This window comes from Pelagibius sp. (genome assembly GCF_965249265.1).
Taxonomy (GTDB): domain Bacteria; phylum Pseudomonadota; class Alphaproteobacteria; order Kiloniellales; family Kiloniellaceae; genus Pelagibius.
This window is the reverse complement of record NZ_OZ252224.1, coordinates 249,404-274,114: the sequence shown is the minus strand read 5'-3', so window position 1 is coordinate 274,114 and position 24,711 is coordinate 249,404. Positions and strand designations below refer to the sequence as shown.

Below are 24,711 nucleotides of genomic sequence, written 5' to 3'. Positions count from 1 at the left end.
CCCGAACAGGAGCAAAACCGAGAAATGGTCGAATCGAAAACCGTCGAAGACGCCGGCACACCGACCGATGCCTATTCACGCAGGGCACAGATCTTTCCGAAACTGACCGCTGAGCAGATCGACCGCGCTCTGCGCTTCGGCAAGCGCGAGAAGCTGAAGAAGAATACCGTTCTGTTCTCGCGCGGCGACCGCAGTGTCGACTGCTTCCTGATCCTGGACGGCAACATCGAGATCACCGATCCGGCGCGCGAGGGCGAGTCTGTCATTACCGTACACGAGGCCTGCGGTTTCACCGGCGAGCTCGATCTGTTCAACGACCGCAAGATCCTGGTCGGCGGACGCATGGGCGCCGACGGCGAGGTGCTGCGGCTGAACCGCGCCCAACTGCGCAGGCTGCTGACGGCGGAGCCGGACATCGGCGAGATCATCACCCGCGCCCTGATCCTGCGCCGCGTCGGCCTGATCCAGGAAACCCAGGGCGGCGTGATCGTCGTCGGCAAGCGCCGTGATCGCGATACGCTGCGGGTCGCCCGCTTTCTGCGGCGCAACGGCTATCCGCACCGCGTTGTCGACAGCGAAGATGCGGAGGCCGCCGAACTGCTGAAGGCCCACGGCTGCGACCCGTCAAAGCTGCCGGTGGTCTTCAACGCCGGCGAAGACAATCAACACAATCCCTCAAACCTGGCCCTCGCCAAGCATCTCGGCCTGTTCGAGGAACCGGAAGGCTCGACGCCCTGCGATGTGATTGTCGTCGGCGGCGGACCCTCGGGCCTTGCTGCCGCGGTCTATGCCGCCTCGGAGGGCTTGAACACCCTGGTCCTGGAAAGCGAGGCGCCGGGCGGGCAAGCGGCCACCAGCTCCAAAATCGAGAACTATCTCGGCTTCCCGACCGGAATCTCCGGGCAGGCGTTGGCAGGGCGGGCCCAGGTACAGGCGCAGAAGTTCGGCGCCGTGATTTCGATCCCGCGCAAGGTGGTGTCGCTCGACTGCAGCGAGCGGCCCTTCACATTGCGTACCGAAGACGGCGGCACCTTTCGCTGCTGGAGCGTCGTGGTCGCTTCCGGCGCCGCCTATCGCCGCCTCGATCTGGACAACCTGGAAAACTATGAAGGCAGCGGCATCCACTATGCCGCCACGGCGCTGGAAGCCGATCTCTGCCGTAACGAGGAAGTGGTGGTGGTCGGCGGCGGCAACTCGGCCGGACAGGCCGCCGTCTTCCTGTCGCGCCACGCCGCCCATGTGCATATGCTGATCCGCAGCGACAGTCTGGCCGCCAGCATGTCCGACTACCTCGTCGGGCGCATCGACGCCTCGCCACGCATTACCCTTCACCGCAATACCGAGATCACCGCGCTTGAGGGCACCCGTTATCTGGAGGCTATGAACTGGCGCAACCGGGAAAGCGAGGCCAAAGAAAAACGCGAAATCTCCAACCTCTTTCTGATGATCGGGGCCAGCCCCAACACGGAGTGGCTCGGCGACTGCGTGAAGCTGGACGAGCGCGGCTTCGTCTGCACCGGACCGCAAGCCGGCAGCGACTGGCCGCTGGAGCGGGCGCCTTATGTGCTGGAGACCAGCCAGCCCGGTGTCTTCGCGGTCGGCGATGCGCGCTCCGGTTCGGTGAAGCGCGTGGCCTCGGCCGTCGGCGAGGGATCGATCTCCGTCCAGTTCCTCCATCAGGTTCTGGCGGAGAGCGACGCGGCCTAGAGCTTTTTCGACTGACGCCGAAGCGGTTCCAGCCCACTCCCCCTCCCGGCCACCCATAGGATAATGGCGTTGGGTGTCCGGGAAGGAGTGTAGGCCGGTGCCGTCAAAACGTGAAAGACTCTGGAGCGGACACGAAAGAGGAGGAGAGCAAGATGGATTATAAGGACCTTCCCAACATCGGCGAACCGGGCACCGCCGCGGCTTTTCAACTGGATCGGCTGCGCGGCTGGGGCCTGGAAGACCTCGCTTCGGCCTGCACCACCCGCGAACAGGCGCTGCTCGCGCACCACTGCGCGCTTTACGTCCGCATGGTCTGGCAGGAGTTGTTCGGCGAGGAGAGCGAGCCGCCCAGTGCCGCGATCCGCCACTGCGTCGGCGAATTGATCGGCAAGCCCGGCATGCTCGCCCGCGCCGAGCGAGCCGCGCATCTGGACAGCGGGGTCGACTACCGCGTGCTCGGGATCGCTGGGGGCGCCGATGAGGATCGCGATCTGCGTGATGCGGTGGCCGCCGCCCTGCGGGAGCACGCGCCGTCCTGAGCATTCCCTTCCGGAACCGATACAGCCGCTAACACAGCCGGCAAACGCGGTTTCACCATCATTGACTCTTCTAATGTTATCGATAACACTTGAAGCCGATAACATCACCGGTAAGCTTCTCCCGGTTTGAAAGACGGCGTCCGCCGTCCCACCCGGCGCGGCCCTCCTCTCATGGGCCGCAACAGAAAGAAGGACCGGGCTGGGAGGGTTTGGAATGTCCGACAGGAAGCCCATCATCGCGATGCGCAGCGTCACCAAGCGCTTTGGCGGGGTGACGGCGCTGCAGGATGTCGATCTCGACGCCTATCCGGGCGAGGTGCTGGCCATCGTCGGCGACAACGGCGCCGGCAAGTCGACCCTGATCAAGATCCTGACCGGCGTCTACCAGCCGACCCAGGGATCGATTCAGATGGACGGCAAGACGCTCGCCATGAGCAGTCATTCCGACGCCATCGCCCTGGGCATCGACGCGGTCTATCAGACCCTTGCGCTGGCCGACCATCTCGACCCGGCGGCCAACATGTTTCTCGGCTCCGAGCTGACAAAACGCATTCTCGGCCTGCCTTTCCTCGACAACAAAAAGATGCGCTCGGAGGCGGAGCGGGTACTGCTCGACCGGCTTGGGGTGCGTCTGAAAAGCATGGACGCGCCGGCCGAGTCGCTCTCCGGCGGCCAGCGTCAAGCGGTCGCCATCGCCCGCGCCGTCTATCACGCCGACCTGCGCGTCCTGGTGATGGACGAGCCGACGGCGGCTCTGGGCCCGCAGGAAACCGCCCGTACCCTGAAGCTGATCCAGGTGCTGCGCGAGGAGGGCCTGGCGATCATCCTGATTTCCCACTCCCTGGACGACGTCTTTGCCGTATCGGACCGGATCCAGGTGATGCGCCGCGGGCGTTCCGCCGGCGTCGTCAAGACGGCCGAGTCGACGAAGCAGGAAGTCTTGGGGCTGATCGTCGGCGCCGCGGAAGCGGCCTAGGGACAGGGAGACGACAATGACCGACACGGCGCCCCGCGGCCTTCAGGAACGCCTGGAACCCTACCTCGCCATCATCGGCCCGCTGGCCATGATCGCCATGATCATGCTGTTCATGGCCCTCGTCGAACCGGCGCGCTATTTCCGCGCTTCCAACCTCAACATCATCCTGCTCGAAGCCGCGCTCTACATGCCCATGGCCATGGCCATGACCTTTGTCATCACCCAGCGCGGCATCGACCTTTCAATCGGCTCGGTCGCCGCACTGACCGGCATCATCATGGCCTTCGCCATCAAGGAGTACGGCTTTCCCGCCTGGGTCGCCGTGCCTTTGGCGCTCGCCATCGGCGGCTCCTTCGGCCTGATCAACGGCCTCGTCATCACCAAGTTCCGGGTGCCCGACCTGATCGGCACCCTGGCCATGGATCTGGTCTACCGCGGCTTTGCCCTGGTGCTCGCCAAAGGCCTGGTGCTGGCGCGTTTCCCGGACCTGATCACCGAAATCGGCCGCGGGCGTATCCCCGGCTTCCTGCCGGTCCCGGTACTGATCGGCCTCGCCGCCTTCGTCATCGGCGCCCTGCTGCTGCGCCGCAGCTGGTTCGGGCGTTACTCCATCGCCATCGGCTCCAACCCCGAATCCGCTGAGATGACCGGCATCGCCATCGACCGCTACAAGGTCTACGCCTACGTGCTGATGGGCGCCATGGCCGGCCTCGCGGGCGTCATGCTGACCGGCAAGCTGAACGCCATCCAGGCGACCTCTGCCCCCTACTTCAATCTGCATGTCATCGCCGCGGTGGTGGTCGGCGGCACCTCCCTCTTCGGCGGCCGCGCTTACATGCTGGGTTCGCTCGCCGGGGTGTTGCTGCTGTCGATGATGATCAACGCCCTGGTGACCCTGCGCATCGAATTCTTCTGGCAGTCGGTCGCCTCCGGCGTCGTCATCATTCTCTCCGTCGCCTTCTACACCTGGCTGCAGAAAAAAGACCGCGACGGCGCGCGGGGCCTGATGAGCAGTCTCACCACGCCGGACAACATGAAGGTCATGAAACTGGGCGGCGCGCTGGTCGCCCTGCTGGCGCTGCTGTCAGCCCTCGGCTTTGCGCTCTCGACCGGATCGGTCCCGAGCGGCTGAACACCGATAACAAAAACCAAGAACCCAACCCCCTGGGAGGAACGAAAATGAAAAACCATACGATGACCGCCGTTGGTCTGGCTTTGGCTGCCTCGACCTTCATGGCAACCGCCGCCCTTGCCGCCGACCTGCCGCTGAAGCCGCTGCCCGGCGATGCCGAGCGCGATCACTGGCTGCCCGAACAGGTGAACGCGCCCGGCAAGCTGGAGGCCCTTCAGGCCGCCACCGGCGGCGAGGCCGTGAAGTTCAGCGGTACCCAGGACCGCGCCATCGAGATTGCGCTGATCTATCCGTCCGCCGATGTTTCCGATTTCTGGGCACGCAACTACCTCGCGCTCACCAAGCGCCTGGAGCAACTCGGCATCGACTACAACACCACCGAGTTTGCCTCGCGCCAGATCGAGCACTCCCTGCAGGCGACCTATGCCACCCAGGTCGAACAGGATGCCGATCTCTACGACTACGTGATCTTCGGCCCCTCGGAACTGGCGACCCAGGCCGACAACATCGAGAAGCTGTCGCAGAACGACGGCTTCCTGACCTACGTCTGGGCTTTTCATACGCCGCTGAAGCAGTTCGAGACCCAGCCCGCCGCCTGGTTCGATTTCTCCTCGGCCTACGGCGCCCAGGTCATCTGCAACTACATGCTCGACCGCCTCGGCAAGGACATCACCATTGCCATGAACCGCGGCATTCCTGGCGTCACCGACAACCAGCGCTCCGGCGACTTCAAGGACTGCGTGATGGAAAAAGGCGGCTGGAGCATCGCCTACGAGCACTATGGCGAGTATCAGCGCGAGGGCGGCTTCGACGGCACAAATCTGATCCTGCAGGCCTATCCCGAGGCGACGGTGATCCACAACGCCAACACCGCCATGGCCATGGGCTCGGTCGAAGCCCAGGTCGCCGCCGAAAAGCACAAGGAAATCTTCTCCACCGGCTGGGGCGGCACCGGCCTGGAGCTGGACGCCATCCGCCGGGGCGAGTTGAACGCCACGCCGATGCGCATGGGCGATGACGTCGGCGCCGCCACCGCCGAGGCCATCAAGGCCCATATGGAAGGCCGCGCCGAAGAATTGCCCCTGGTGTTCCTTGGCCGTATCACCGTCGCCCACGACCAGTTGAGCCTGGAGGAAATCGACGCCCTGGAGAAAGAGGCCTTCCGCTTCTCCGGCGTCGGCAAGCTGAAGCGCTGAGCCGTCTCGACAACCAGCCGCGGAAGATCGCTCCTCCTGGTGAGCGGTTTTCCGCGGAGTCGCCTCGGAAAAAATAGCAACGTCGACTAATCAGGCCGCGTCCTTTACCACTGTCGCGGCATGAAACTTCGCTCCATCACACTGCTGCTGATCACCGAGCTGGCGGCCATGGCCTTGTGGTTCGTCTCGGCGGCGGTGCTGCCGGAGATGCTGCGCGAGGTCGAGGTGTCGTCCTTCCGCCAGGCTGCCCTGTCGAGTGCCGTGCAGGGCGGCTTCGTCGCCGGGGCCCTGATCTCGGCGATTTTCAATCTCGCCGACCGCTACGACCCACGCCGCGTCTTCGCCCTCTGCGCCATCACCGCCGGCGCGGTCAACGCGCTGCTGCTGATCGTCAGCCCGGGCAGCCTGCTCGCCATCACCGCCCGCTTCGTCACCGGTGCTCTGCTCGCCGGGGTCTATCCGGTCGGCATGAAGATCGCCGTGGGCTGGGGCAAGGACGACCGCGGCTTTCTGGTGGGCATCCTGGTCGGCGCTCTCGCCCTCGGCTCGGCCTCGCCCTATCTGATCGCGCTCAGCGGCGGTGCCGATTGGCGCGCCACCGTCGCCATCGCCTCTCTCGCCTCTGTCTTTGCCGGACTCGGCTGCCTGGGGATCGCCCTGGGGCCCTATCACGGCAAGGCCGCCCGCTTCGACCCCAGCGTCATCGTCAAGGCCTGGACCAACCGCCGGGTGCGCCTCGCCTACGCCGGTTACCTCGGCCATATGTGGGAGCTTTATGCCATGTGGGCCTGGGTCGCGGCGATGACCGCCGCCTCCTTCAGCGCCAGCCTGCCGCTGCCCGAAGCCGAGCGGCTGTCCAAGATTACCGCCTTCACCGCCATCGGGGCCGGCGCCCTGGCCTGCGTGGTGGCCGGCAAGGCGGCGGACAGAATCGGCAAGGCCCGGGTCGCCCTGCTGGCCATGGCGGTGAGCGGCAGCGCCGCCGTCGCCGCCGGGCTTACCTTCGGCGGACCGGTCTGGCTGACGGTTGTGGTGGTGGTGGTCTGGGGCATCAGCATCATCCCGGATTCGGCACAGTTCTCCGCCCTGGTTGCCGATGCGGCACCGCCGGAACAGGCCGGCAGCCTGATGACCTTTCAGACCGCCCTCGGCTTCACACTGACCATCTTCACCGTGCAGGCGACCCCGGCGCTGGCATCGGCCTTCGGCTGGCCGCCGGTGCTCTTCGCCCTCGCCCTCGGCCCTGCCTTCGGCATCGTCGCCATGGCCCGCCTGCAGGCGATGAAGTGACCGCTTGACCGGACAGCTTTGCCCGCGGGAAAAGACGCGAACCCTCGACAAACGGCGATAGGCAGTCTGGAAGGGCCGGCAAATGGAACAAGGTGAATTGAACTGGCGGGCCGAAGAGGCCTGCATGGCTGCCTGGCCGTCGCCAAGGCAGCTGATATGCGATGGCTGGCTGCTGCGCGCATCCGGCGGCGTGACGCGCCGCACCAACTCGGTCAACCCGCTGAGAAGCGGCCGGCGCGAACTGGCGGCAATCCTCGACACCGCCGAAGCGGCCTATACCAGTCTCGGCCGGGATACTGTTTTCAGGGTTCTTTCCATTGCCGAGGAAACGGACAGACCGCTTGCCGATCTCGGCTATGCGGCGGAAGGCAATACATTGACCCTGTTCAACGACTCTGCGAACCGGCGCCCGGCAACGGAATCGGTTGAGTTGACGGCCGAGCCGCCAAAGGAATGGCTGGCGACCCGGGCCAGACTGACTGCGGCCGATGAAGAGGAAACCCAGGTCTACGAAACGATGCTGGACTCCATCATGCTGCCACGCGCCTTTGCCGCCACACGTCAGGGCGACGCGATCGTCTCTATCGCCTATGGCGTCGTCCACCGGAACCTTGCGGTCATTGAGTCCGTCGCCACCGATCCCGACGCACGGCAGCGCGGCTACGGCAGACGGACCGTCGGCAAGCTTCTGGACTGGGCCGCAACGCAGGGCGCCGAGGCGGCTTGCCTGCAGGTCGTGGCCGACAATCCTGCGGCCCTGGCGCTCTATCGCTCCCTCGGCTTCTCAACGGAGCTTTACCGCTATCACTACCGCCGAAAGCGCCGCAGCAACTGACCGTCATCCCCTTTGCGGAGATCAGTCGCTGGCCGGTTCAGGGCGGCCTTCCAGGAAGGCGCGGCTGCCGGGATGCCACGGCACCGCACTGACTTCCGCAGTTTCGACGTCAGGCGCCAGTTCGGTTCCGGCCAGGGCCGCCGTCACCAGCCAGGCATGGCGCTCGGGAAAGTCCGACCGGGCGACCAGAAGCCGGTCACCCAGCGGCAGCAGCAAACGCAGGGCGACGGCACCGTAGGGCGCAAAGTCGCCACTGCCTTCTTGCATGGCAGCGGCTTCCGCTTTGCTCAGGGTCGCAACATCCATCTGCGCGGTGGCCAAGAGGCTGGCGAGCCGCCCGGCATGGGGCGCACGGGCAACCCGCGACTTGGCCGCCGGCAGGTGTGCTTCAAGCTCCGCCACCACCTGCTTGGCCAGTTCGTAAGCCCCGGGGTCGGTCTTATGGCAACCGATCAGTAGGTGCTTCTTGCGATAGACGACCCATTGCCCATAGGGCGTGTGGCCGCTGAGCAGCAGGGCCGCGCCGGCGCCGGCGCCCAGGCGCAATGCCAGGCCGAGTAAGCGGCGCCGGGTTTGACCGCTGCTCACTCCTCGAAGACGTCTTCGTTCAGCACCGCGGTGACGACGTAGTTCGGCACGTCGACGACCTGCCCGATGCGCAGGTCCACCGCGACACTCGCCAGGATGTAGGCCTGCTCGGCGGTGAGGCCGTGCTTGCGCTGGATATAGTCGATCATCTTGATCAGCGCATCGCGCGCGGCCACCACCAGATCCTCGGAAAGGTTGGTGAGGTCGGCGATCTTCTCGCTTTCCAGATAGGTATGGGTCGGCGGAATCTCCCCCGCCGCTTTCAGGGGCAGGCCGATGGTCTGATAGAACTTGGAGGGTTCGATCTCCTTGATCTGCGTGCCGCCTTCGACCTCCGGCCCCGTGATGACGGCGCCTTCTCCCTTGCGGATATCGACGGTTACGGTGACCACCGCACCGGTTTCAATGGCGGTGCCGGAGACCTCGCCGTCACCCTGGGCGAAGTGCACATCGCCGACGAAGAGGCCACAGCCGTCGATGAAACACGGCAGCAGCAGGGTGGTGCCGATCTGCATTTGCTGCACGTCCATGTTGCCGCCGTTCTCGCGCGGCGGGATAGTACGCAGGCACTGATCCTTAGCTGAGCCTTCGGGGCCGCAGATCGCCGAGGGCAGCCCGCCGATCGGCTGCGGCGGCAGAGCGATACCGCCGGCCTCCCCCAACAGCCTCTCCCGCTCCAGCCAGCTTTCGACTTCGCTCTGGCCCGGCATGACGCCGACAGAGCCCATGAAAGCTTCGTAGGGCACCTTGACGCCGGGCATCTGGTCAGAGACGGCATGGGTGCGACTCAGTTTCCAGTTCACCAGATGGGGTTCGGTATAGATGTCCCGCAGGAAACCGAAGCCGGGCACGATAACGGTGTAGCCGTACTCGTCCGGTTCGATATCGACCAGGGTGACGGCAATCACGTCGCCGCGCTCAGCACCCTCGATGTGAACCGGCCCGGTCATGGGGTGAACGAAGTTCAGGTCCACCGCCGCCAGATCGTCGGCATTGGAATCGAGCGTCAGGTCGGAATCCAAGGCATCGCGGGTGTGATAGATGATCATGTCGCCGGGATTGGCGCGGACAACCGCCGGGATATCCGGGTGATAGCGGTTGAAACAGTTTGGGTCGTCAACGCAGTGGTCGCCCTGCTTTTCGATGACCACCCGCGTCTGCCATTTGGAATCCGTGGTATCAGCCGCAGCAGTTCCAGCAAAGCCCCACAAAACCGCGCTGCACAGAACGAAAAACACTCTCATGATCCGCCTCCTGTCTCGCCGGTTTGTTCGTAGAGCTTCTATCCGGCGTGTTGCAGAGGGATGCTTCAATCCCACCCCATCAAGACAGAAGACTAGCAGCTAGCGCTGCGGATCGGTAGGCCGGGCTTTGTTCGAGGCAAACGGCCGTCTTCATTGCCCTGCCGACAGCATCTCCGTGTAGCGGCGCTGCATCTCTTCGGGCGTGACCGCTTCGATGCTATGACCGATCAGCCAGTCATAGCCAAAGGGATCGCGCAGGGTGCCGGAGCGTTCGCCGTAGAAATGGTCCTCTGGCGGTCTCAGCAGACCGGCGCCGGCAGCCACCGCACGATCGATCAGGGCGTCCGCATCGTCGACGTGGAGGTGAATGGAGAAGGTGTGGGGGGCATCGACCTTGGGCGCGTGAACATCACACTCGGGAAAAGCATCGGAGAGCATCAGCGTCGTACCGCCGATCAGCAGTTCCAGATGACCGATGCGCCCGCCCGGTTCGACAAGGCGGAACTTTTCCGTCGCGCCGAAGATATCTTTGTAATAGGCCGCAGCCTGCTCAGCCGGACTGGCTGTCAAGTAAACGAAGAGTTCGTGGATCGCCATGGCGGTTCCCCTTGCGTTGGAAGGCTTGGCCAATCCTTCCCCAAAGACGGCGTCGCTGTCTTGAAGAAATCTGACCTTGGCTTGCCATCTCAGAGCGCGACGTGGCGGGCGAAACGCGGTGCCATGCGGCGATAGCGCCCCGGCGAGAGGTCGGCAAAACGGCGAAATTCCCGCGTAAGGTGAGCCTGATCGGCGTAACCGGCTTCTGCCGCCAGATCGGCGGCAGTTTCGCTCGGCCCGGCTGCCAAACGGTCGAGAACCCGCCCGAAGCGCAGCAGGCGGCAATAGGTCTTGGGTTTCAGGCCGACGCTCTCGGTGAAACGCCGTACGAAGTGACGGTGACTGTAATCGCTCTGTCCGACGACCGCGCCGACCGATGCGCCGGCCTCAAAGCCGGCCAAGGCCCGGGCGATCATCGGATCGATGCCCCGCAGCCGCGGCAGGCGCGCCACCAAGGCCGCTTCGAAGAGATCGAGCCGGCAGGACGCCGAGCGGGCCGCCCACATCCGCTGGCGCAGTTCGGCCACCGGTGCCACCCCCCAGACGTCCTCAAGCGCAGTGTGGCGGCCGGAGAACTGCTTCGCAGGCGCCCCAAGCAGCAGACCGGCGGCCCCCGGCGTCAGCACGGCGCCGACAGTCGCCACCGGCTGCGAAGTGTCTTTCACATAAGGCGCGCTGCGCGGGCCGCCGATCACCGCCGCGCTGACCGTGAAACCCTCGGCATCGTCGCGATTCCAGAAAATCCGCAGCGGGTTCTCCGCCAGCCGCAGCACCAGATGCGGCGAAACGCTGGGCAGCATCATCTCCCGGCCCGAACCACCCGACCGCGCCCCGCCCCCGTCCGACACCCAAAGTTGCCGGACGAAGGGTCGCAACAGGTCTTTCGGCGGGCGGCTGAGCGGCATGGTGACATCCGGCGGTTGTTCACCGTCAGAATACAGGATCGAAACCGCTTTGGGGAGTTTCAGCCCGACGGTACCGGGTGGACCAGGAGTTTGAACCCTTCGTCCGGCGCCGGTGGCACGAAGTGGCGTGTGATCCGGTCATAGTCCGCCTCGCCGGGCGCGAAGACATGGCAACCAGCTCGGTTGCGTTCCCGCAGCCGCGCCTTGCAGAGCGCATCCGGCGCATCGAGAAGATGCAGCTTGTGATCCGCGCCGGCGCCTTCGAACAGACCCCGCATCCAGCGCCGGACCGGAACCGTATTGGCAGGGAAATCCAGCACCACCGAATGCCCGGCACCGAGCAGCGCCTGCAGATGATCGCCCAGCGCGGATCGCAGACGGCCCGAACAGCGGGCGTAGCCGGCGAGCGAGTGGATCTCATCCGGGTAGAGGCGCGAAAGCCAGTCGTCTTCGCTGAGAAGAAGCGCCCCCGAGGCAGAAGCCAGTTGGCGGGCAAGCGTCGACTTCCCCGCCGCGACCTTGCCGCAGAACAGGTGCAGTACCGGCGATGCGCGTGTCATCGGCCGGAGGGTTTCGGTCTCATGTGCTTTTGACCCGTGTGCTTCTGGCCCACATGCTTTTGAGAGGTCAGTACCGTCAGCACCTGATAGACCTGCCGCAAACAGCGGGCGATGTAGTCGCCGGTCTGGACGTCCAAGCCGTCGATCTGGATATCGATGGCAAGGTCGCGGCCTGTCGGGCCGGTCACGTCGCTGTGCCAGCGGGTCGGTACCAGGCCGCGCTTGGCGAAAAGCTCCAGCACCCGCGGCATGACGCCGGGTTCGGCCTCGGCCAGGATGGAAAAGCAGTAGACCGGCGCAACGGCAGGCGCGGCAAGTCCGGTGTTGTCTTGAGATAGGGAAGGCATGGAAGCGGACACTGTCTGTCCCCTGAAACGGTCATCACCAAAATCGAAGGCGCCCAAGATGATAATGGGCTATGCCCGGCTACCCTCTGGGCGCCGGGTCCGTAATTCGAATGGCAATGCCGATCAGACGAACGCTTTCCATAACCCCGGGATCAGAGCGGATCGGGCCGGGAAAGTCAACCAGGCCATAACCTCACGCCCGAAAGCCCGGCAAACCGGGCGCGTTAACCACCGGAGATGTGGCCGTCCACCCTTCGAGACGGTCCTTCGGACCTCCTCAGGGTGAGGCGAGGCCTTGGAGCGACCGCCCTCATGCTGAGGAGGCCTGCAAGGCCGTCTCGAAGCATGTCCGACCCGAAGCTCGACTTTTTCAGGAGCCTGCTAGGGTTCCAGCGCCTCGACCTCGATGATCAGTTCGACATCGTCGCCGATGGCCGGTGCATAGGTGGCCATGCCGAAGTCGGTGCGCTTGATGCTGCCCTTTGCCGAGAAACCCACAGCCTCCTTTCCTGTCAGGATGGGATGGGGTGCCTTCAGGTTAAAGGTGACATCCAAGGTGACCGGCTTAGTCACACCCAGCAGGGTAAGGTCTCCGGTGAGCGTGCCGGTGTTGTCGCCGGTCTTGGCGATGCCGGTGCTCTTGAAGGTGATGGTGGGGTGTTCCGCCACATTGAAGAAGTCGGCGCTCTTCAGATGTTCGTCGCGCTTGGTGTGATTGGTGTCCAGGCTCGCGGACTGCATGACGATGTCGACGGCCGAGTTCTCAACCGCCGCCTCGTCGAAGGTAATGGTCCCCGCGACATCGCCGATGCGGCCGATGGTGTCGGAATAGCCGAAATGGCTAACCATGAAGATCACGTCGGCATGACCGGAATCCAGGGTATAGGTCTCCGCCGCCTGGACACTGCCGATCGCCAAGGGCGATACCAGCAGGCCCGCCGTAAAGGCCGCGGCAAGGCCGCCGTTCTTAACGCTCTGCAAGACTCTCATGTGCTGTCTCCCGTTCTTTTCTGCGTTGCTTGAAGATGGGCTTGAAGATGGGCTTGAAGATCGACCGCCTCTAGGAGGCCGGGCGGCTGGCCTGGATATCGATCTTGATGGTCACCTCGTTGCCGACGACGGAGGTGTCCTGCCAAAGACCCTGACCGACGCCGTAGTCGAGACGCTGCACCGCCAGTTCGCCGCTGGCCGTGGCATGAAGGCTGCCGTCGCGTTCTTCCGTGGCCAGCGTGAATGGCAGCACCACCGGCAGGGTGACATCGCGCAGGGTGAGGCTGCCCGCGGCCTCGTAACTGCCGCCGCCCAGATCGTTAAATCCTTCGGCTTCAAAGCGTGCGGCCGGCCACTGCGCCGCATCGAAAAGCGGCGCCGAGCGAATCATCTCGTCGCGGTCGCTGCTCTGACTGTTCACACTGGCGACCTGGATCACCACCGCGACCCGGCTGGCCGCCAGGTTTTCCGGATCGAAGGCAATCTCAGCAGTGAAGTCTTCAAAGGCGCCTTCCACAGGCGCACCGGACTGGGTGGCAACGAAACCGATGCGGCTGCCCTGCTCAACGGTCCAGGCAGACGGCTCCTGGGCGGCGAGCGAAGCCGCCTGGGCGAAAAGCAGAAACGCCAGCCCGACCGGAAGAACCTTCATTCACCTCTTCCTTTCCCCATCAGCGGCAACATGCGGGTCAGCACGCTATCCTTCACAATGAAATGGTGGCGCAGCGCCGCCAGTACATGGATCACAACCAGGGCAAGGATCAGACGGGCCAGCAGGTGATGGGCGTTTTCCAGAACCTCTTTCACCTCTTGGCTGGGGCCGATAAGGGCCGGCAGGGTGAAGAGCCCGAAAACCACCACCGGGAAATTGGCGGCGGCGGAATGCAGAATGCCGATCACCGGCTGGGCCAGAAGCACGACATAGAGCGCAACGTGGCTTGCGTGGGCAAGACGCCGTTCCCAGTCCGCCATGCCGGGCGGCAGACCCGGCGGCGGCGAGAACCAGCGCCAGGCGAGGCGCAGGACCGCCAAAACCAGAATGGTGACGCCGACCGACTTGTGCAGATTGATGAGGCGGATCTTCTCGGGTGAGAGCGGCAGACCGTCCTGAATCCAGGCAAGCGCGAAGATGGCGACGAAAAGCGCCAGCGTGACCCAGTGCAGCGTCTGCGCCACCACGCCGTAGCGCTCAGCCGAGTTCATCAACTGCATACGAACGATCCCAGTCCGGCCCCAGTTCAGCCCCAGTCCGGCAACGCCTGTCACGCCACCACCCTCACACCCCATGCTCTCAGCCTAGGGCCGCGACCGCCACGGTGCTGAATCAAATTTCTTTGATCGACCGCCGCCTTGAAAATCGCGCACTCGGACAAGGTACGGAAGGAACCGCCGGATCGTTCCCGCAGGCTGTTGAAAAATCGGGGTACTGTCGGGCAAAAAAGAGGCGGCCTCGAGCGGGCCGCCTCAAATTCGGGACTATGTGTTTCAGACCGGCCCCCTTAGGACCAGAACCCTCTATGACCAGACTTGGGCGCGCTGGCTCAGCATGGCTTCTTCGAAGGACGTCTGGTAGGCCGCCGCCTTGCGGGTGAAATCCATGTAGGAGGCATGGATCTTCTGGGTCAGCGCATCGGTGGCGCCGATCTCCTCCGCGACCTCGCGGGTGACTTCGCCCAGGCGGGCGATGATTTCTTCGGAGAACGACCGCAGTTCGACATCGTAGTCGGCCAGCAGCGGACCGAAGGCCTGGATGTTGTGATAGGTGAAGTCGGTGGTGGTCTCCTGCGCCGTCGCCGCGGCCGCGGCCTGCACGATGGCCTGCAGATCGGCGGGCAGGGCATCGAACTTCGCCTTGTTGACGGCGACCTCCAGTCCCGGCCCCGGCTCATGGAAAGCCGGAACATAGTAGTACTTGGCGACCTTCTGCAGACCGAAGGCGACATCGTTCCAGGGGCCGATCCACTCCGCCGCGTCGATGGCGCCGGACTGCATGGAGGGCAGGATCTCACCCGGCGGCAGCAGCACCACCACTGCACCGATGCGCCGCATGACCTCGCCACCGAGGCCGGCAATGCGGATCTTCAGACCCTGCAGGTCGTCGAGGGAATTGATCTCGGTCTTGAACCAGCCGCCGGCCTGGACTCCGCTGGAGCCGGCATAAAACGGCTTCAGCCCGAAGTCGGCATAGACCTCGTCCCAAAGCTCCTGGCCGCCGCCGTAGGTCAGCCAGGCCGGCATCTCCACCGCATTGAGGCCGAAAGGCAGGGTGGTGAAATAGTTGAAGGCCTTGGACTTGCCGACCCAGAAATAAGGCGTGCCGTGCATGATGTCGGCGGAGCCGGACTGCACCGCATCGAAACTCTCGAAAGGCGGCACCAGTTCACCGGCGCCGAAGGTGCGGATGTTGATGCGCCCACCGCTCATGGCGATCACACGCTGGGCGAAGCGCTCCGCATTCACGCCGACGCCGGGCGTACCCTTGGGCCAGGGCATCACCATGTTCCATTCGATCTTGCCCTGGGCAATGGCCGGCGCGGCCAGCCCCGTCGCGGCGGCCGTTCCCGCAGCGGCGGCGATCCCCGCGCCCTTCACAAAGCTCCGGCGTTTCATAACTGTTTCCTCCCAAAGATTGCTTCTGCGTGCCCCCCAAGAGCGCCGCAGTCTCGTTGGCCGCGAGCCTAGCGGCCTTCCCCGGGAATTTCTAGCCGTGGGTTAGGCGCGGGAACCGCCCCCAATATCCCCGCCGACGCGGGAAAGCCCCCTCACCCTCCCGCTGTCGCGGGGCCCTCCCTCTCCCACGGTGGGGAGAGGGTAACAACAGGTGGCTGTGTCATGTTGCTTCCCCCTCTCCCCTCCGTGGGCTACGGCATTCACGGAATTGCTTCTCTTTGAGGCGATGATGTGATTCAAGCAATCCAGGTTTTTTTGGGGGATCTGGATGGCTGGGTTTGGAGACGTGCGTGTTGCGGGTCGGTCGGAATGGATGATGGACCAGTTGGTGTCGAGCGGCAGTTGCGTATTGCGCAAGGTTGGTGGTGACCGGGCTGGTGAGATGGCGTGCCACCGGTTTTTGTCTTCGCCGCATTCCAGCGTTGCGGCGATCCTGTCCGGCCTTGCGGCCCGGACGGCGGCGGTGTGCGCGGGTCGGCATGTGATCTGCATCCAGGATACGAGCGAGATCAACTTCAAGAACCGCGCGGCCAACCGCCGGGGTTTTGGATGCGGGGCGGATGGCACGAGCCCGGCCTTTTTCCTGCACCCGCTGCTTGCGGTGGACGCCGAGGACGAGGCGGTGCTTGGCCTTGTGGGGGCCGAGATCTGGACCCGGCCGCCGGTCAAGGCGGGCGATCGTCGGCGGCGTGCGCCTTCGGACAAGGAGAGCGGTCGCTGGCTGTCCGGGGCGCGCTGCGCCGGCGAGGGTTTGGCCGGCGCCGCCAGCGTAACCGTGGTGGCCGACCGGGAAAGCGACGTCTACACGCTGTTTGCCGGCAAGCCCGAGGGCGTGGAGCTTGTGGTGCGGGCGCGCCACGACCGTGGCTTGGCGGACGGGGAGAACGAAGCAGACGGGGCGGATGGCCGCCGCCTGTTCGAGGCACTGGCGGCGGAACCTGCGCAAGGCCGGTCTGTCGTGAAGGTCGGCCCGCGTGGGCCGGGCGACAAGGGCCGCGAGGCCACGGTGGAACTGCGGGCACGCCGTGTGCGGATCGTCCGCCCCTCGAGGCTGAAGAAGGCGCATGCCGCAGAGATGGTCGAGATGACCGTCGTCGAAGCGCGCGAGCCCGATCCGCCGGCGGGCAAGGCGGCGCTGCACTGGCGTCTGCTGTCGTCGGCGGACATCGCGCCGCAGCGTGCGGTTCAGCTCTACCGCCTGCGCTGGCGCATCGAGCAGCTGTTCCGAACCTGCAAGAGCGACGGCCTGCGCTTCGACGAAACCCAGATGCACGATGCCGGGCGGCTGATGAAGTTCGCCGCCATGGCGCTCGGCGCGGCGGCCCGCATCATGCAACTGGTCGATGCCCGCGACGGCTCGCGCCGACCGGCGACGGACGCCCTCGACGCCGGCTTTCTGCCCGCACTCCAGGCGATCTCCAAGACGCTCGAAGGCAACACCGAGCGCCAGAAAAATCCGCATCCAGCCGACAGCCTCGCGTTCCTCGCCTGGGTCTGCGCCCGCCTCGGCGGATGGAACTGCTACTACAAACCGCCCGGACCAAAGACCATGAAAACCGGTTGGCAAACCCTCGCAGCACAACTCACCGGATTCGCACTCGCAACAAACATCGAAAATGTGTGAATCCCATAGCCTCCGTGGGAGAGGGTCGGGGTGAGGGGGAGGTCAGCTTCCCGCACAGCGGGACTATATGGAAAACCCGAGCGCCCCTAAGCCGCTTCCTGGGTCGCGCGGTCGACGATCTCGACGATGTCGGCGAGGATGGCGGTGAGGTCGTAGTCCTTGGGGGTGTAGACGGCGGCGATGCCGGCGGCTTTCAGGGCGGCTTCGTCTTCCGGCGGGATGATGCCGCCGGCAACCAGCGGCACCCGGCCGAGGCCGGCCTTATCCATGCGTTGCTGCACCTCTGACACCAGGGCAACGTGGGAGCCGGACAGAATCGAGAGGCCGATGACGTGCACCCCCTCCTCCAGCGCCGCGCCGACAATCTGCGCCGGGGTCAGGCGGATGCCCTCGTAGACCACCTCGAAACCGGCGTCGCGGGCGCGCACGGCGATCTGCTCGGCGCCGTTGGAGTGACCGTCCAGGCCGGGCTTGCCGACCAGCATCTTCAGACGCCGGCCAAGCCGCCGCGACACCGCCTCGACCCGCTCGCGCACCCCGGCCAGTCCATCGGACTCTTCGTCCGGCGGCAGCGAGGTCGAAGCGCCGACCCCGGTGGGCGCACGGTACTCGCCGAAGATCCGGCGCAGGGCTTCCGCCCACTCCCCGGTGGTGACCCCGGCATGGGCGCAGGCGATGGAGGGCTCCATGATGTTGCCGCCGTCACGCGCCGCGGCTTCCAGTGCCGCCAGCGCCGTCTCCACCGCCTGTGCGTCCCGGGCCTTGCGCCAGGCGGCGAGGTTCTCGATCTGCTCGGCTTCCGCCGCCGGGTCCGGCGCCATGAAGCCGCCGTCGCCGCCCTCGGTCAGGGGCGAGGGCTCGCTTTCCTGATAGGCGTTGACGCCGACCACGATCTGCTCGCCGGCCTCAATAGCCTCCAGTCGGCGGGCTGCGCTCTCGACCAGACGTTCTTTCATATAGGCGTTCTCGACGGCGGCGATGGCGCCGCCCATCTCTTCGATGGTCGCCAGTTCGGCCCGCGCTTCGGCCTTCAGGTCCTCGACCTTGGCGGCGATCACAGTCGAGCCTTCGAAGATGTCCTCGTATTCCAGCAGGTCGGTCTCGAAGGCGAGAATCTGCTGCAGACGCAATGACCACTGCTGGTCCCAGGGGCGCGGCAGGCCCAGCGCCTCGTTCCAGGCCGGTAATTGCACGGCGCGCGCCCGCGCGTCCTTCGACAGGGTGACGGCCAGGGTTTCCAGCAGGATACGGTAGACGTTGTTTTCCGGCTGCTGTTCGGTGAGCCCCAGGGAGTTCACCTGCACGCCGTAGCGGAAGCGCCGGAACTTCGGTTCCTCGATGCCGTAACGATCCAGGCAGATCTCATCCCAGAGCTGGGTGAAGGCGCGCATCTTGCACAGCTCGGTGACAAAGCGCAGTCCGGCATTGACGAAGAACGACACCCGCCCGACGACGCGCGGGAAGTCCTCTTCCGGCACCTGACCTGAATCGCGGATCGAATCCAGTACCGCGATGGCAATGGCCAGGGCATAGGCCAGTTCCTGCACCGGAGTCGCGCCGGCTTCCTGCAGGTGATAGGAGCAGACGTTGGTCGGATTCCACTTGGGAATTTCCCGGTAGGCAAAGGCGATGATGTCGGTGATCAGTCGCAGCGAGGGCTGCGGCGGAAAGATGTAAGTACCGCGGGAAAGATACTCCTTGATGATGTCGTTCTGCACCGTGCCGCTGAGCTGGTCGCGCTTGAGGCCCTGTTTCTCGGCGCAGGCGATATAGAGCGCCAGCAGCCAGGGCGCCGTCGCGTTGATGGTCATGGAGGTGTTCATGCGCTCCAGCGGGATCTCCGCGAAGAGCCGCTCCATGTCGCCGAGATGGCTGACCGGCACGCCGACCTTGCCGACCTCGCCCCTGGCCAGGGGATGGTCGGAGTCGTAACCGGTCTGGGTCGGCAGGTCGAAAGCCACCGAAAGGCCGGTCTGACCGCGCGCCAGGTTCTTGCGGTAAAGCGCGTTGGAAGCCGCCGCCGTGGAATGGCCGGCATAGGTGCGGATCAGCCAGGGCCTGTCCCGCTTGGCCGCCTCCGGTGTCTTGTCTTCTCCAGCCATATCCTGCCCGCCTTTTCGCCCAGCACTGTCACCGCCGGACTACGTCTCTGTGCTATGGTTGCGCTGCACATAAGTGGATCGCAAGGGCGAATTTCGTGTTAGGAAATTTCGTTTACCATCCATGAAAGACATATAGTTTCATTTTTTTGCCTCTGAAAGCAAAAAATGATGTGATTGTGCATTGCAAAACAAAACTTTTGGCGCTTACAATCGGCTCAAAGCGCGGCCCTCTGGGGAATTTTCGGGGGTTTCCAACGTTTTTGTTGGGCAAACGCAACATAATGAATGCCGGTGAGAGGCCAAAGCCCCGGCCGGCGGCGGCAGAGACTTAGAATTTGGAGGGTGAGCGCATGGCGCAGAAACTTGCAACGGCCGAGACAGCCGAGAAAGACGGATCGCAGCAGCCTTCGGCTCCGCTGAAGGATCTCTACGAGGTCGGCGAGATCCCGCCGCTCGGCCATGTGCCCAAGCAGATGCAGGCCTGGGTGATCCGGCGCGAGCGCCACGGCGAGCCGGAAGAGGCCATGCAGGTCGAAGTCGTCGACACCCCGGAACTCGACAGCCACGACGTGCTGGTCATGGTGATGGCCGCCGGTGTGAACTACAACGGCGTCTGGGCAGGCCTCGGCGTGCCCATCTCGCCCTTCGACGTCCACAAGGCGCCCTACCATATCGCCGGCTCCGATGCTTCCGGCATCGTCTGGGCCGTCGGCTCCAAGGTGAAGCGCTGGAAAATCGGCGACGAAGTCGTGGTGCATTGCAATCAGGACGACGGCGACGACGAGGAGTGCAACGGCGGCGATCCGATGTTCTCCACCTCGCAGCGCATCTGGGGTTACGAAACCCCCGACGGCTCCTTCGCCCAGTTCTGCCGCGTGCAGGACCGCCAGCTCATGCAGCGCCCGCGTCATCTGACCTGGGAGGAGAGCGCCTGCTACACCCTGACGCTGGCCACCGCCTACCGCATGCTGTTCGGCCACCGCCCGCATATTCTGCGGCCCGGCCACAACGTGCTGGTCTGGGGCGCCTCCGGCGGCCTCGGCTCCATGGCGATCCAGTTGATCGCCACGGCGGGCGCCAATGCCATCGGCGTCATCTCCGACGAGGACAAGCGCGACTTCGTCATGTCCCTGGGCGCCAAGGGCGTGATCAACCGCAAGGACTTCGACTGCTGGGGCCAGTTGCCGCCGGTGAACGGCGAGGGCTTCGGCGACTACATGCGCAAGTGCAAGGCCTTCGGCAAGGCGATCTGGGAACACACCGGCAAGGGCAACGACGTCGACTTCGTCTTCGAACACCCGGGCGAGGCGACCTTCCCGGTCAGTTGTTTCGTGGTAAAGCGCGGCGGCATGGTCGTCTTCTGCGCCGGCACCACCGGCTACAACATCACCTTCGACGCCCGCTTCGTCTGGATGCGCCAGAAGCGTATTCAGGGCAGCCACTTCGCCAACCTGATGCAGGCCAGCCAGGCCAACAACCTGATGGTCGAGCGCCGGATCGATCCCTGCATGTCGGAGGTCTTCGCCTGGCGCGACATCCCCCGCGCCCACACCAAGATGATGAACAACCAGCACAAGCCCGGCAACATGGCGGTGCTGGTCCAGGCCAAACATCCCGGCCTGCGCACCCTGGAAGATGCCGAAGCGGAGGATTGATGACGCCCGCAGGGCATCCTTCGACACGTTTGCTTTCGCAGGCTCCTCAGGATGAGGACGTGATTTCCCTCATGCTGAGGAGCGCCGAAGGCGCGTCTCGAAGCATGGCGCCGCCCCTTCGCCGGGCTCGAATGCTATAAGAGAGAAGAACTGACCCATGTCCGTTGCCCTTGCTTCTGAGATGACAGAGAGCCTGATCCTGCCCGACCTGCTGCCGGCCTGCGCCGAGGCGCTCGGTGCTGCCGAGAGCTTTGCCGAGGCGGCACGGCGGGCGGTGACCGGTTTGGTCGCGCCGGGCGGCAAGGTCGATGCCGCGCTGCTGGAGCGCGAGCAGTTCGCCGCTCACGGCTATGCCTGGCTGGCGACCTATGCCGCTGCGTTGCGCGAAACCCTGGCCTGGGCCGAGCGCCTGGAAGCCGCCGGACAGTTCGGCGAGCTCGAACAACTGATGCTTCAGGCCGCTTACGGCGAATACCTGAACCAGCTTTGGGGCGGCCTCGCCCTCAGCCAGGTGGAGGTGCTGCGCCCGGCCGATCTGGGCATGAGCGACGACGACATCCACGCGCTCTACACACCCGCCGTGCAGGCCCTGACCGGGCGCGGCAACAGCAACGCGGTGCGCATGGCCATCGCCGCCCATCTGGCGGAGGGCCGCTTCGGCGAGGCGGGGCTGGCAGACGAGATGCTGGAGATGATCCGCGACCAGTTCCGCAAGGTGGCCGAGGACCACAGCGAGGCCGCCCACGACTGGCATCTGAAGGACGAGCTGATCCCGCTTGAGGTGGTGCAGCAGCTTGCAGAACTCGGTGTCTTCGGCCTGACCGTGCCGGAAGACTTCGGCGGCGCCGGCCTCGGCAAGCTCGCCATGTGCGTGGTGACCGAGGAACTCTCGCGCGGCTACATCGGCCTGGGGTCGCTGGGTACCCGTTCGGAAATCGCCGCCGAACTGATCCGTCTCGGCGGCACTCCGGCGCAGCAGAAAAAGTGGCTGCCGCTGCTGGCCTCCGGCGAGATCCTGCCGACGGCGGTTTTCACCGAACCGAACACCGGCTCCGACCTCGGCAGCTTGCGCACCCGCGCGGTCCGTGACGGCGACAGCTATAAGATCACCGGCAACAAGACCTGGATCACCCACGCTGCGCGCAGCGACCTGATGACCCTGCTGGCGCGCAGCGATCCGGACGAGGCCGGCTACCGCGGCCTCTCCATGTTCCTCGCCGAAAAACCGCGCGGCGACGACGCCGAGCCCTTCCCCGCCGCTGGCATGACCGGCGGCGAAATCAAGGTGCTGGGCTACCGCGGCATGAAGGAATACGAACTGGGCTTCGACGGTTTCGAAGTGAAGGCCGAAAACCTGCTCGGCGGTGTCGAGGGCCAGGGCTTCAAGCAGCTCATGGCGACCTTCGAATCCGCCCGCATCCAGACCGCCGCCCGCGCCGTCGGCGTCGCCCAGTCGGCGCTGGAACTGGGCCTCGGCTATGCGCAGGAACGCAATCAATTCGGCAAAGCCATCCTGGAATTCCCCCGCGTCGCCGGCAAGCTCGCCTGGATGGCGGTGGAGACCATGGTGGCGCGCCAGCTCACCTATGCCGCTGCACGGGAAAAGGACTCCGACCGGCGCTGCGACATCGAGGCCGGCATGGCCAAGCTGCTCGGCGCCCGCGTCGCCTGGGCCAATGCCGACAACGCCCTGCAGGTCCACGGCGGCAACGGCTATGCCGAGGAATACAAGATCTCCCGCGTGCTCTGCGACGCCCGCATCCTCAACATCTTCGAAGGCGCCGCCGAGATCCAGGCCCAGGTGATCGCCAGAGGCCTGCTGTCAGGGCGGAACTAGGAACCTTCCAAGCGCAAGAACCGGAGAGATTGCCGACGGCGATCCTGTCATCTGTCCCGGCCTGAGCCGAACCTTCGGCCAGCTGGGCAACGGATGGAAGGAATCCCTCGTGAATACACTCAACGGCAAGGTTGCCATCGTGACCGGCGCCAGTTCCGGTATCGGGCGGGCGACGGCAAAACTCTTTGCAGCGGAAGGCGCAAAGATCGTCGCGGCGGCGCGGCGTCAGGCCGAACTCGACAAGCTCGTCGCGGAGATCGCGCAGGCCGGCGGTGAAGCCGTGGCCTTGGCCGGCGACGTGAAGGACGAAGCCCTGGCCAAGACCCTGGTCGACACGGCGGTGGATCGTTTCGGTGGTCTGGATATCGCCTTCAATAACGCCGGCATCATCGGCGCCATGGGGCCGGTTCCCGAGATGACTTTGGACGACTGGCGCACCACGCTCGACACCAACCTCACCGCCGCCTTTCTCGGCGCCAAATATCAGATCCCGGCGATGCTGGAACGCGGCGGCGGCTCGCTGCTCTTCACCTCCAGCTTTGTCGGTTACAGCAACGCGGGCCTGCCGGGGCTGGCCGCCTATGCCGCCAGCAAGGCGGGGCTGATCGGCATGACCCAGGCGCTGGCCGCGGAACTCGGTCCTAAGGGCATCCGGGTAAACGCGGTCCTGCCCGGCGGCACCGCCACCGAGATGGCCCCGACCGGCAATCCCGAGGCTCTGGCCTACATCGAATCCCTCCACGCCCTCAAACGCATGGCCGAGCCGGAGGAGATTGCCCGGCCGGTGCTGCACCTCGCCTCCGACGCCGCCAGCTTCATCACCGGCACCGCACAGCTTGTCGACGGCGGAGTCTCCGTAAGGTTCGGTTAGAGTCTTTCATGTTTAGACGGAACCGGCCCGCTCCCCCTCCCGGCCACCCACTAGGATAATCTCCCCTTGGAGTATTGGGGGTGGCCGGGAGGGGGAGCGGGCCGGAACCGCTTCGACGTAAGTCGAAAACGATCTAGGCGCTAAAGGAACCGTCCCTCGGCGACCACGGCGACGCCGCCGCCGACGGTGATGCTGCCGCTCTCCGGATCGATGGACACCCTGAGTTCGCTGGGTCGCCCGGTGAAGCGCCCCTGCCGCAGGGTGATCGCACCCGGCGCGGCGCAGTGGCGCTGCAGATAGGCGGCGGCGGGGCCGGCGGCGCTGCCGGTGGCGACGTCCTCCACCGCGCCGAGGTTATCCCAGGTACGGCCTTCGCGGTTTTCCGTGTCGAGGAGATAGGCGAACTTCGCACCGACGGTGGCGAGACGCGCTTCGAGATCATCGACGCGGATCCTGACCCGCGTCAGGCCCTCGGCGGTCACCGGCACGATGAGATAGTCGAGGCCGGTGGAGACCATGGCCAGCGGCAGGCCCGGCACCAGATCGCCGTCGGCGAGGCCGAGGCCGTCGAGAACCGATTGGCGTGCCGCACCCTCGGCGTGATCGCCCCAGGTCGCCGCGCCCTGATCCATTTCAGCATCGAAAAAGCGGGCGTCTCTCCGCCGTGTCGTCAGCTCGACCGCCCGCGCGTTCAACTGTAAGCGCCAGCGTCGGCTTTCGTCTCCCCCGGCGTTGTGATGCAGCACCGCCGCTGCGCCCAGCAGCGGGTGCCCGGCGAAGCCCAGTTCCTCCTCCACCGTGAAGATGCGCGCGCGGATGCCACTCTCCTCCTCGAAAAGGAAGATCGATTCGAACTGCCGCATCTCCTGGGTCAGGCGCAGCATGATTTCGTCGGAGAGAGTTTCCGCAACATGGAAAACGCAAAGACCGTTGCCGGTGAGCGGTGCCGCGCAAAACACGTCGGCATGGGTCCAGGTCAGTCCGGACGGCGGTGCATTTGGGTCGGTCATGGTGGGGGTGTCCTGGGCGATGAGCGGCAAGGCGCT

At 65.2% G+C, this 24,711-nt stretch carries 23 protein-coding genes; 11 read left to right on the top strand and 12 right to left on the bottom strand.

What is annotated here, in order from left to right:
- Positions 1 to 24 precede the first annotated feature (24 nt).
- From ACP146_RS01355 to ACP146_RS01325, 7 genes are all read left to right on the top strand, one after another.
- Positions 25 to 1,707: an FAD-dependent oxidoreductase gene (locus tag ACP146_RS01355; protein ID WP_422364967.1), complete on the top strand. Its 1,683-nt coding sequence runs from the start codon at positions 25 to 27 to the stop codon at positions 1,705 to 1,707.
- Positions 1,708 to 1,859: 152 nt separating this feature from the next.
- The gene (locus ACP146_RS01350) at positions 1,860 to 2,246 is read left to right on the top strand and encodes a hypothetical protein (RefSeq protein ID WP_422364966.1); all 387 of its coding nucleotides are present in this window, start codon (positions 1,860 to 1,862) and stop codon (positions 2,244 to 2,246) included.
- Positions 2,247 to 2,460: 214 nt separating this feature from the next.
- Positions 2,461 to 3,222, top strand: a complete 762-nt coding sequence (locus ACP146_RS01345; protein WP_422364965.1) for an ATP-binding cassette domain-containing protein — start codon at positions 2,461 to 2,463, stop codon at positions 3,220 to 3,222.
- Positions 3,223 to 3,238: 16 nt separating this feature from the next.
- Positions 3,239 to 4,354, top strand: coding sequence for an ABC transporter permease (locus ACP146_RS01340; RefSeq protein ID WP_422364964.1), 1,116 nt, complete (start codon positions 3,239 to 3,241; stop codon positions 4,352 to 4,354).
- 47 nt (positions 4,355 to 4,401) lie between these two features.
- A complete protein-coding gene (locus tag ACP146_RS01335) occupies positions 4,402 to 5,550 on the top strand; it encodes a substrate-binding domain-containing protein (protein WP_422364963.1) in 1,149 nt (382 codons plus the stop codon).
- A 120-nt stretch (positions 5,551 to 5,670) separates the two neighbouring features.
- Positions 5,671 to 6,840, top strand: coding sequence for an MFS transporter (locus tag ACP146_RS01330; protein ID WP_422364962.1), 1,170 nt, complete (start codon positions 5,671 to 5,673; stop codon positions 6,838 to 6,840).
- Positions 6,841 to 6,922: 82 nt separating this feature from the next.
- Entirely contained in the window at positions 6,923 to 7,675 is a 753-nt protein-coding gene (locus ACP146_RS01325; RefSeq protein ID WP_422364961.1) for a GNAT family N-acetyltransferase, read from the top strand.
- A 21-nt stretch (positions 7,676 to 7,696) separates the two neighbouring features.
- Here the strand turns inward: ACP146_RS01325 and ACP146_RS01320 are convergent, their stop codons facing one another.
- The 10 genes from ACP146_RS01320 to ACP146_RS01275 all read right to left on the bottom strand — a co-directional run bounded on the left by ACP146_RS01320 (position 7,697) and on the right by ACP146_RS01275 (position 15,516).
- Positions 7,697 to 8,263: a hypothetical protein gene (locus ACP146_RS01320; protein WP_422364960.1), complete on the bottom strand. Its 567-nt coding sequence runs from the start codon at positions 8,261 to 8,263 to the stop codon at positions 7,697 to 7,699.
- On the bottom strand, positions 8,260 to 9,507 hold the full coding sequence (locus ACP146_RS01315; protein WP_422364959.1) for an acetamidase/formamidase family protein: 1,248 nt from the start codon (positions 9,505 to 9,507) through the stop codon (positions 8,260 to 8,262). Before ACP146_RS01315 ends, ACP146_RS01320 begins: the two co-directional genes overlap by 4 nt.
- Positions 9,508 to 9,657: 150 nt before the next feature.
- Entirely contained in the window at positions 9,658 to 10,104 is a 447-nt protein-coding gene (locus tag ACP146_RS01310) for a VOC family protein (RefSeq protein ID WP_422364958.1), read from the bottom strand.
- Positions 10,105 to 10,193: 89 nt separating this feature from the next.
- A complete protein-coding gene (locus ACP146_RS01305) occupies positions 10,194 to 11,009 on the bottom strand; it encodes a helix-turn-helix domain-containing protein (RefSeq protein ID WP_422364957.1) in 816 nt (271 codons plus the stop codon).
- Between the two features lie 59 nt (positions 11,010 to 11,068).
- On the bottom strand, positions 11,069 to 11,569 hold the full coding sequence (locus tag ACP146_RS01300) for an AAA family ATPase (protein WP_422364956.1): 501 nt from the start codon (positions 11,567 to 11,569) through the stop codon (positions 11,069 to 11,071).
- Complete coding sequence (locus tag ACP146_RS01295; protein ID WP_422364955.1) at positions 11,566 to 11,928, bottom strand: hypothetical protein; 363 nt, start codon at positions 11,926 to 11,928, stop codon at positions 11,566 to 11,568. Before ACP146_RS01295 ends, ACP146_RS01300 begins: the two co-directional genes overlap by 4 nt.
- Before the next feature lie 369 nt (positions 11,929 to 12,297).
- A complete protein-coding gene (locus ACP146_RS01290; protein WP_422364954.1) occupies positions 12,298 to 12,906 on the bottom strand; it encodes a YceI family protein in 609 nt (202 codons plus the stop codon).
- Between the two features lie 70 nt (positions 12,907 to 12,976).
- A complete protein-coding gene (locus ACP146_RS01285) occupies positions 12,977 to 13,558 on the bottom strand; it encodes a YceI family protein (protein ID WP_422364953.1) in 582 nt (193 codons plus the stop codon).
- On the bottom strand, positions 13,555 to 14,118 hold the full coding sequence (locus tag ACP146_RS01280; RefSeq protein WP_422364952.1) for a cytochrome b: 564 nt from the start codon (positions 14,116 to 14,118) through the stop codon (positions 13,555 to 13,557). Before ACP146_RS01280 ends, ACP146_RS01285 begins: the two co-directional genes overlap by 4 nt.
- 303 nt (positions 14,119 to 14,421) lie before the next feature.
- Positions 14,422 to 15,516, bottom strand: a complete 1,095-nt coding sequence (locus tag ACP146_RS01275; RefSeq protein WP_422364951.1) for a TRAP transporter substrate-binding protein — start codon at positions 15,514 to 15,516, stop codon at positions 14,422 to 14,424.
- A 328-nt stretch (positions 15,517 to 15,844) separates the two neighbouring features.
- On the opposite strand from ACP146_RS01275, the gene ACP146_RS01270 reads away from it, so the two are divergent.
- Complete coding sequence (locus ACP146_RS01270; protein WP_422364713.1) at positions 15,845 to 17,200, top strand: IS4 family transposase; 1,356 nt, start codon at positions 15,845 to 15,847, stop codon at positions 17,198 to 17,200.
- Between the two features lie 86 nt (positions 17,201 to 17,286).
- On the opposite strand, the gene ACP146_RS01265 is transcribed toward ACP146_RS01270, so the two are convergent.
- Entirely contained in the window at positions 17,287 to 19,302 is a 2,016-nt protein-coding gene (locus ACP146_RS01265) for a protein meaA (protein WP_422364950.1), read from the bottom strand.
- 350 nt (positions 19,303 to 19,652) lie between these two features.
- Between ACP146_RS01265 and ccrA the strand changes: the two genes are divergently transcribed.
- From ccrA to ACP146_RS01250, 3 genes are all read left to right on the top strand, one after another.
- Positions 19,653 to 20,957 carry a crotonyl-CoA carboxylase/reductase gene (gene ccrA, locus ACP146_RS01260; protein ID WP_422364949.1) on the top strand — a complete coding sequence of 435 codons (1,305 nt, stop codon included), beginning with the start codon at positions 19,653 to 19,655 and terminating at the stop codon, positions 20,955 to 20,957.
- A 157-nt stretch (positions 20,958 to 21,114) separates the two neighbouring features.
- Positions 21,115 to 22,794, top strand: coding sequence for an acyl-CoA dehydrogenase family protein (locus ACP146_RS01255; protein WP_422364948.1), 1,680 nt, complete (start codon positions 21,115 to 21,117; stop codon positions 22,792 to 22,794).
- Positions 22,795 to 22,903: 109 nt separating this feature from the next.
- The gene (locus tag ACP146_RS01250) at positions 22,904 to 23,665 is read left to right on the top strand and encodes an SDR family oxidoreductase (RefSeq protein WP_422364947.1); all 762 of its coding nucleotides are present in this window, start codon (positions 22,904 to 22,906) and stop codon (positions 23,663 to 23,665) included.
- Between the two features lie 140 nt (positions 23,666 to 23,805).
- Here ACP146_RS01250 and ACP146_RS01245 read toward each other — a convergent pair whose 3' ends face one another.
- Entirely contained in the window at positions 23,806 to 24,675 is an 870-nt protein-coding gene (locus tag ACP146_RS01245; RefSeq protein WP_422364946.1) for a PhzF family phenazine biosynthesis protein, read from the bottom strand.
- Between the last annotated feature and the right edge of the window lie 36 nt (positions 24,676 to 24,711).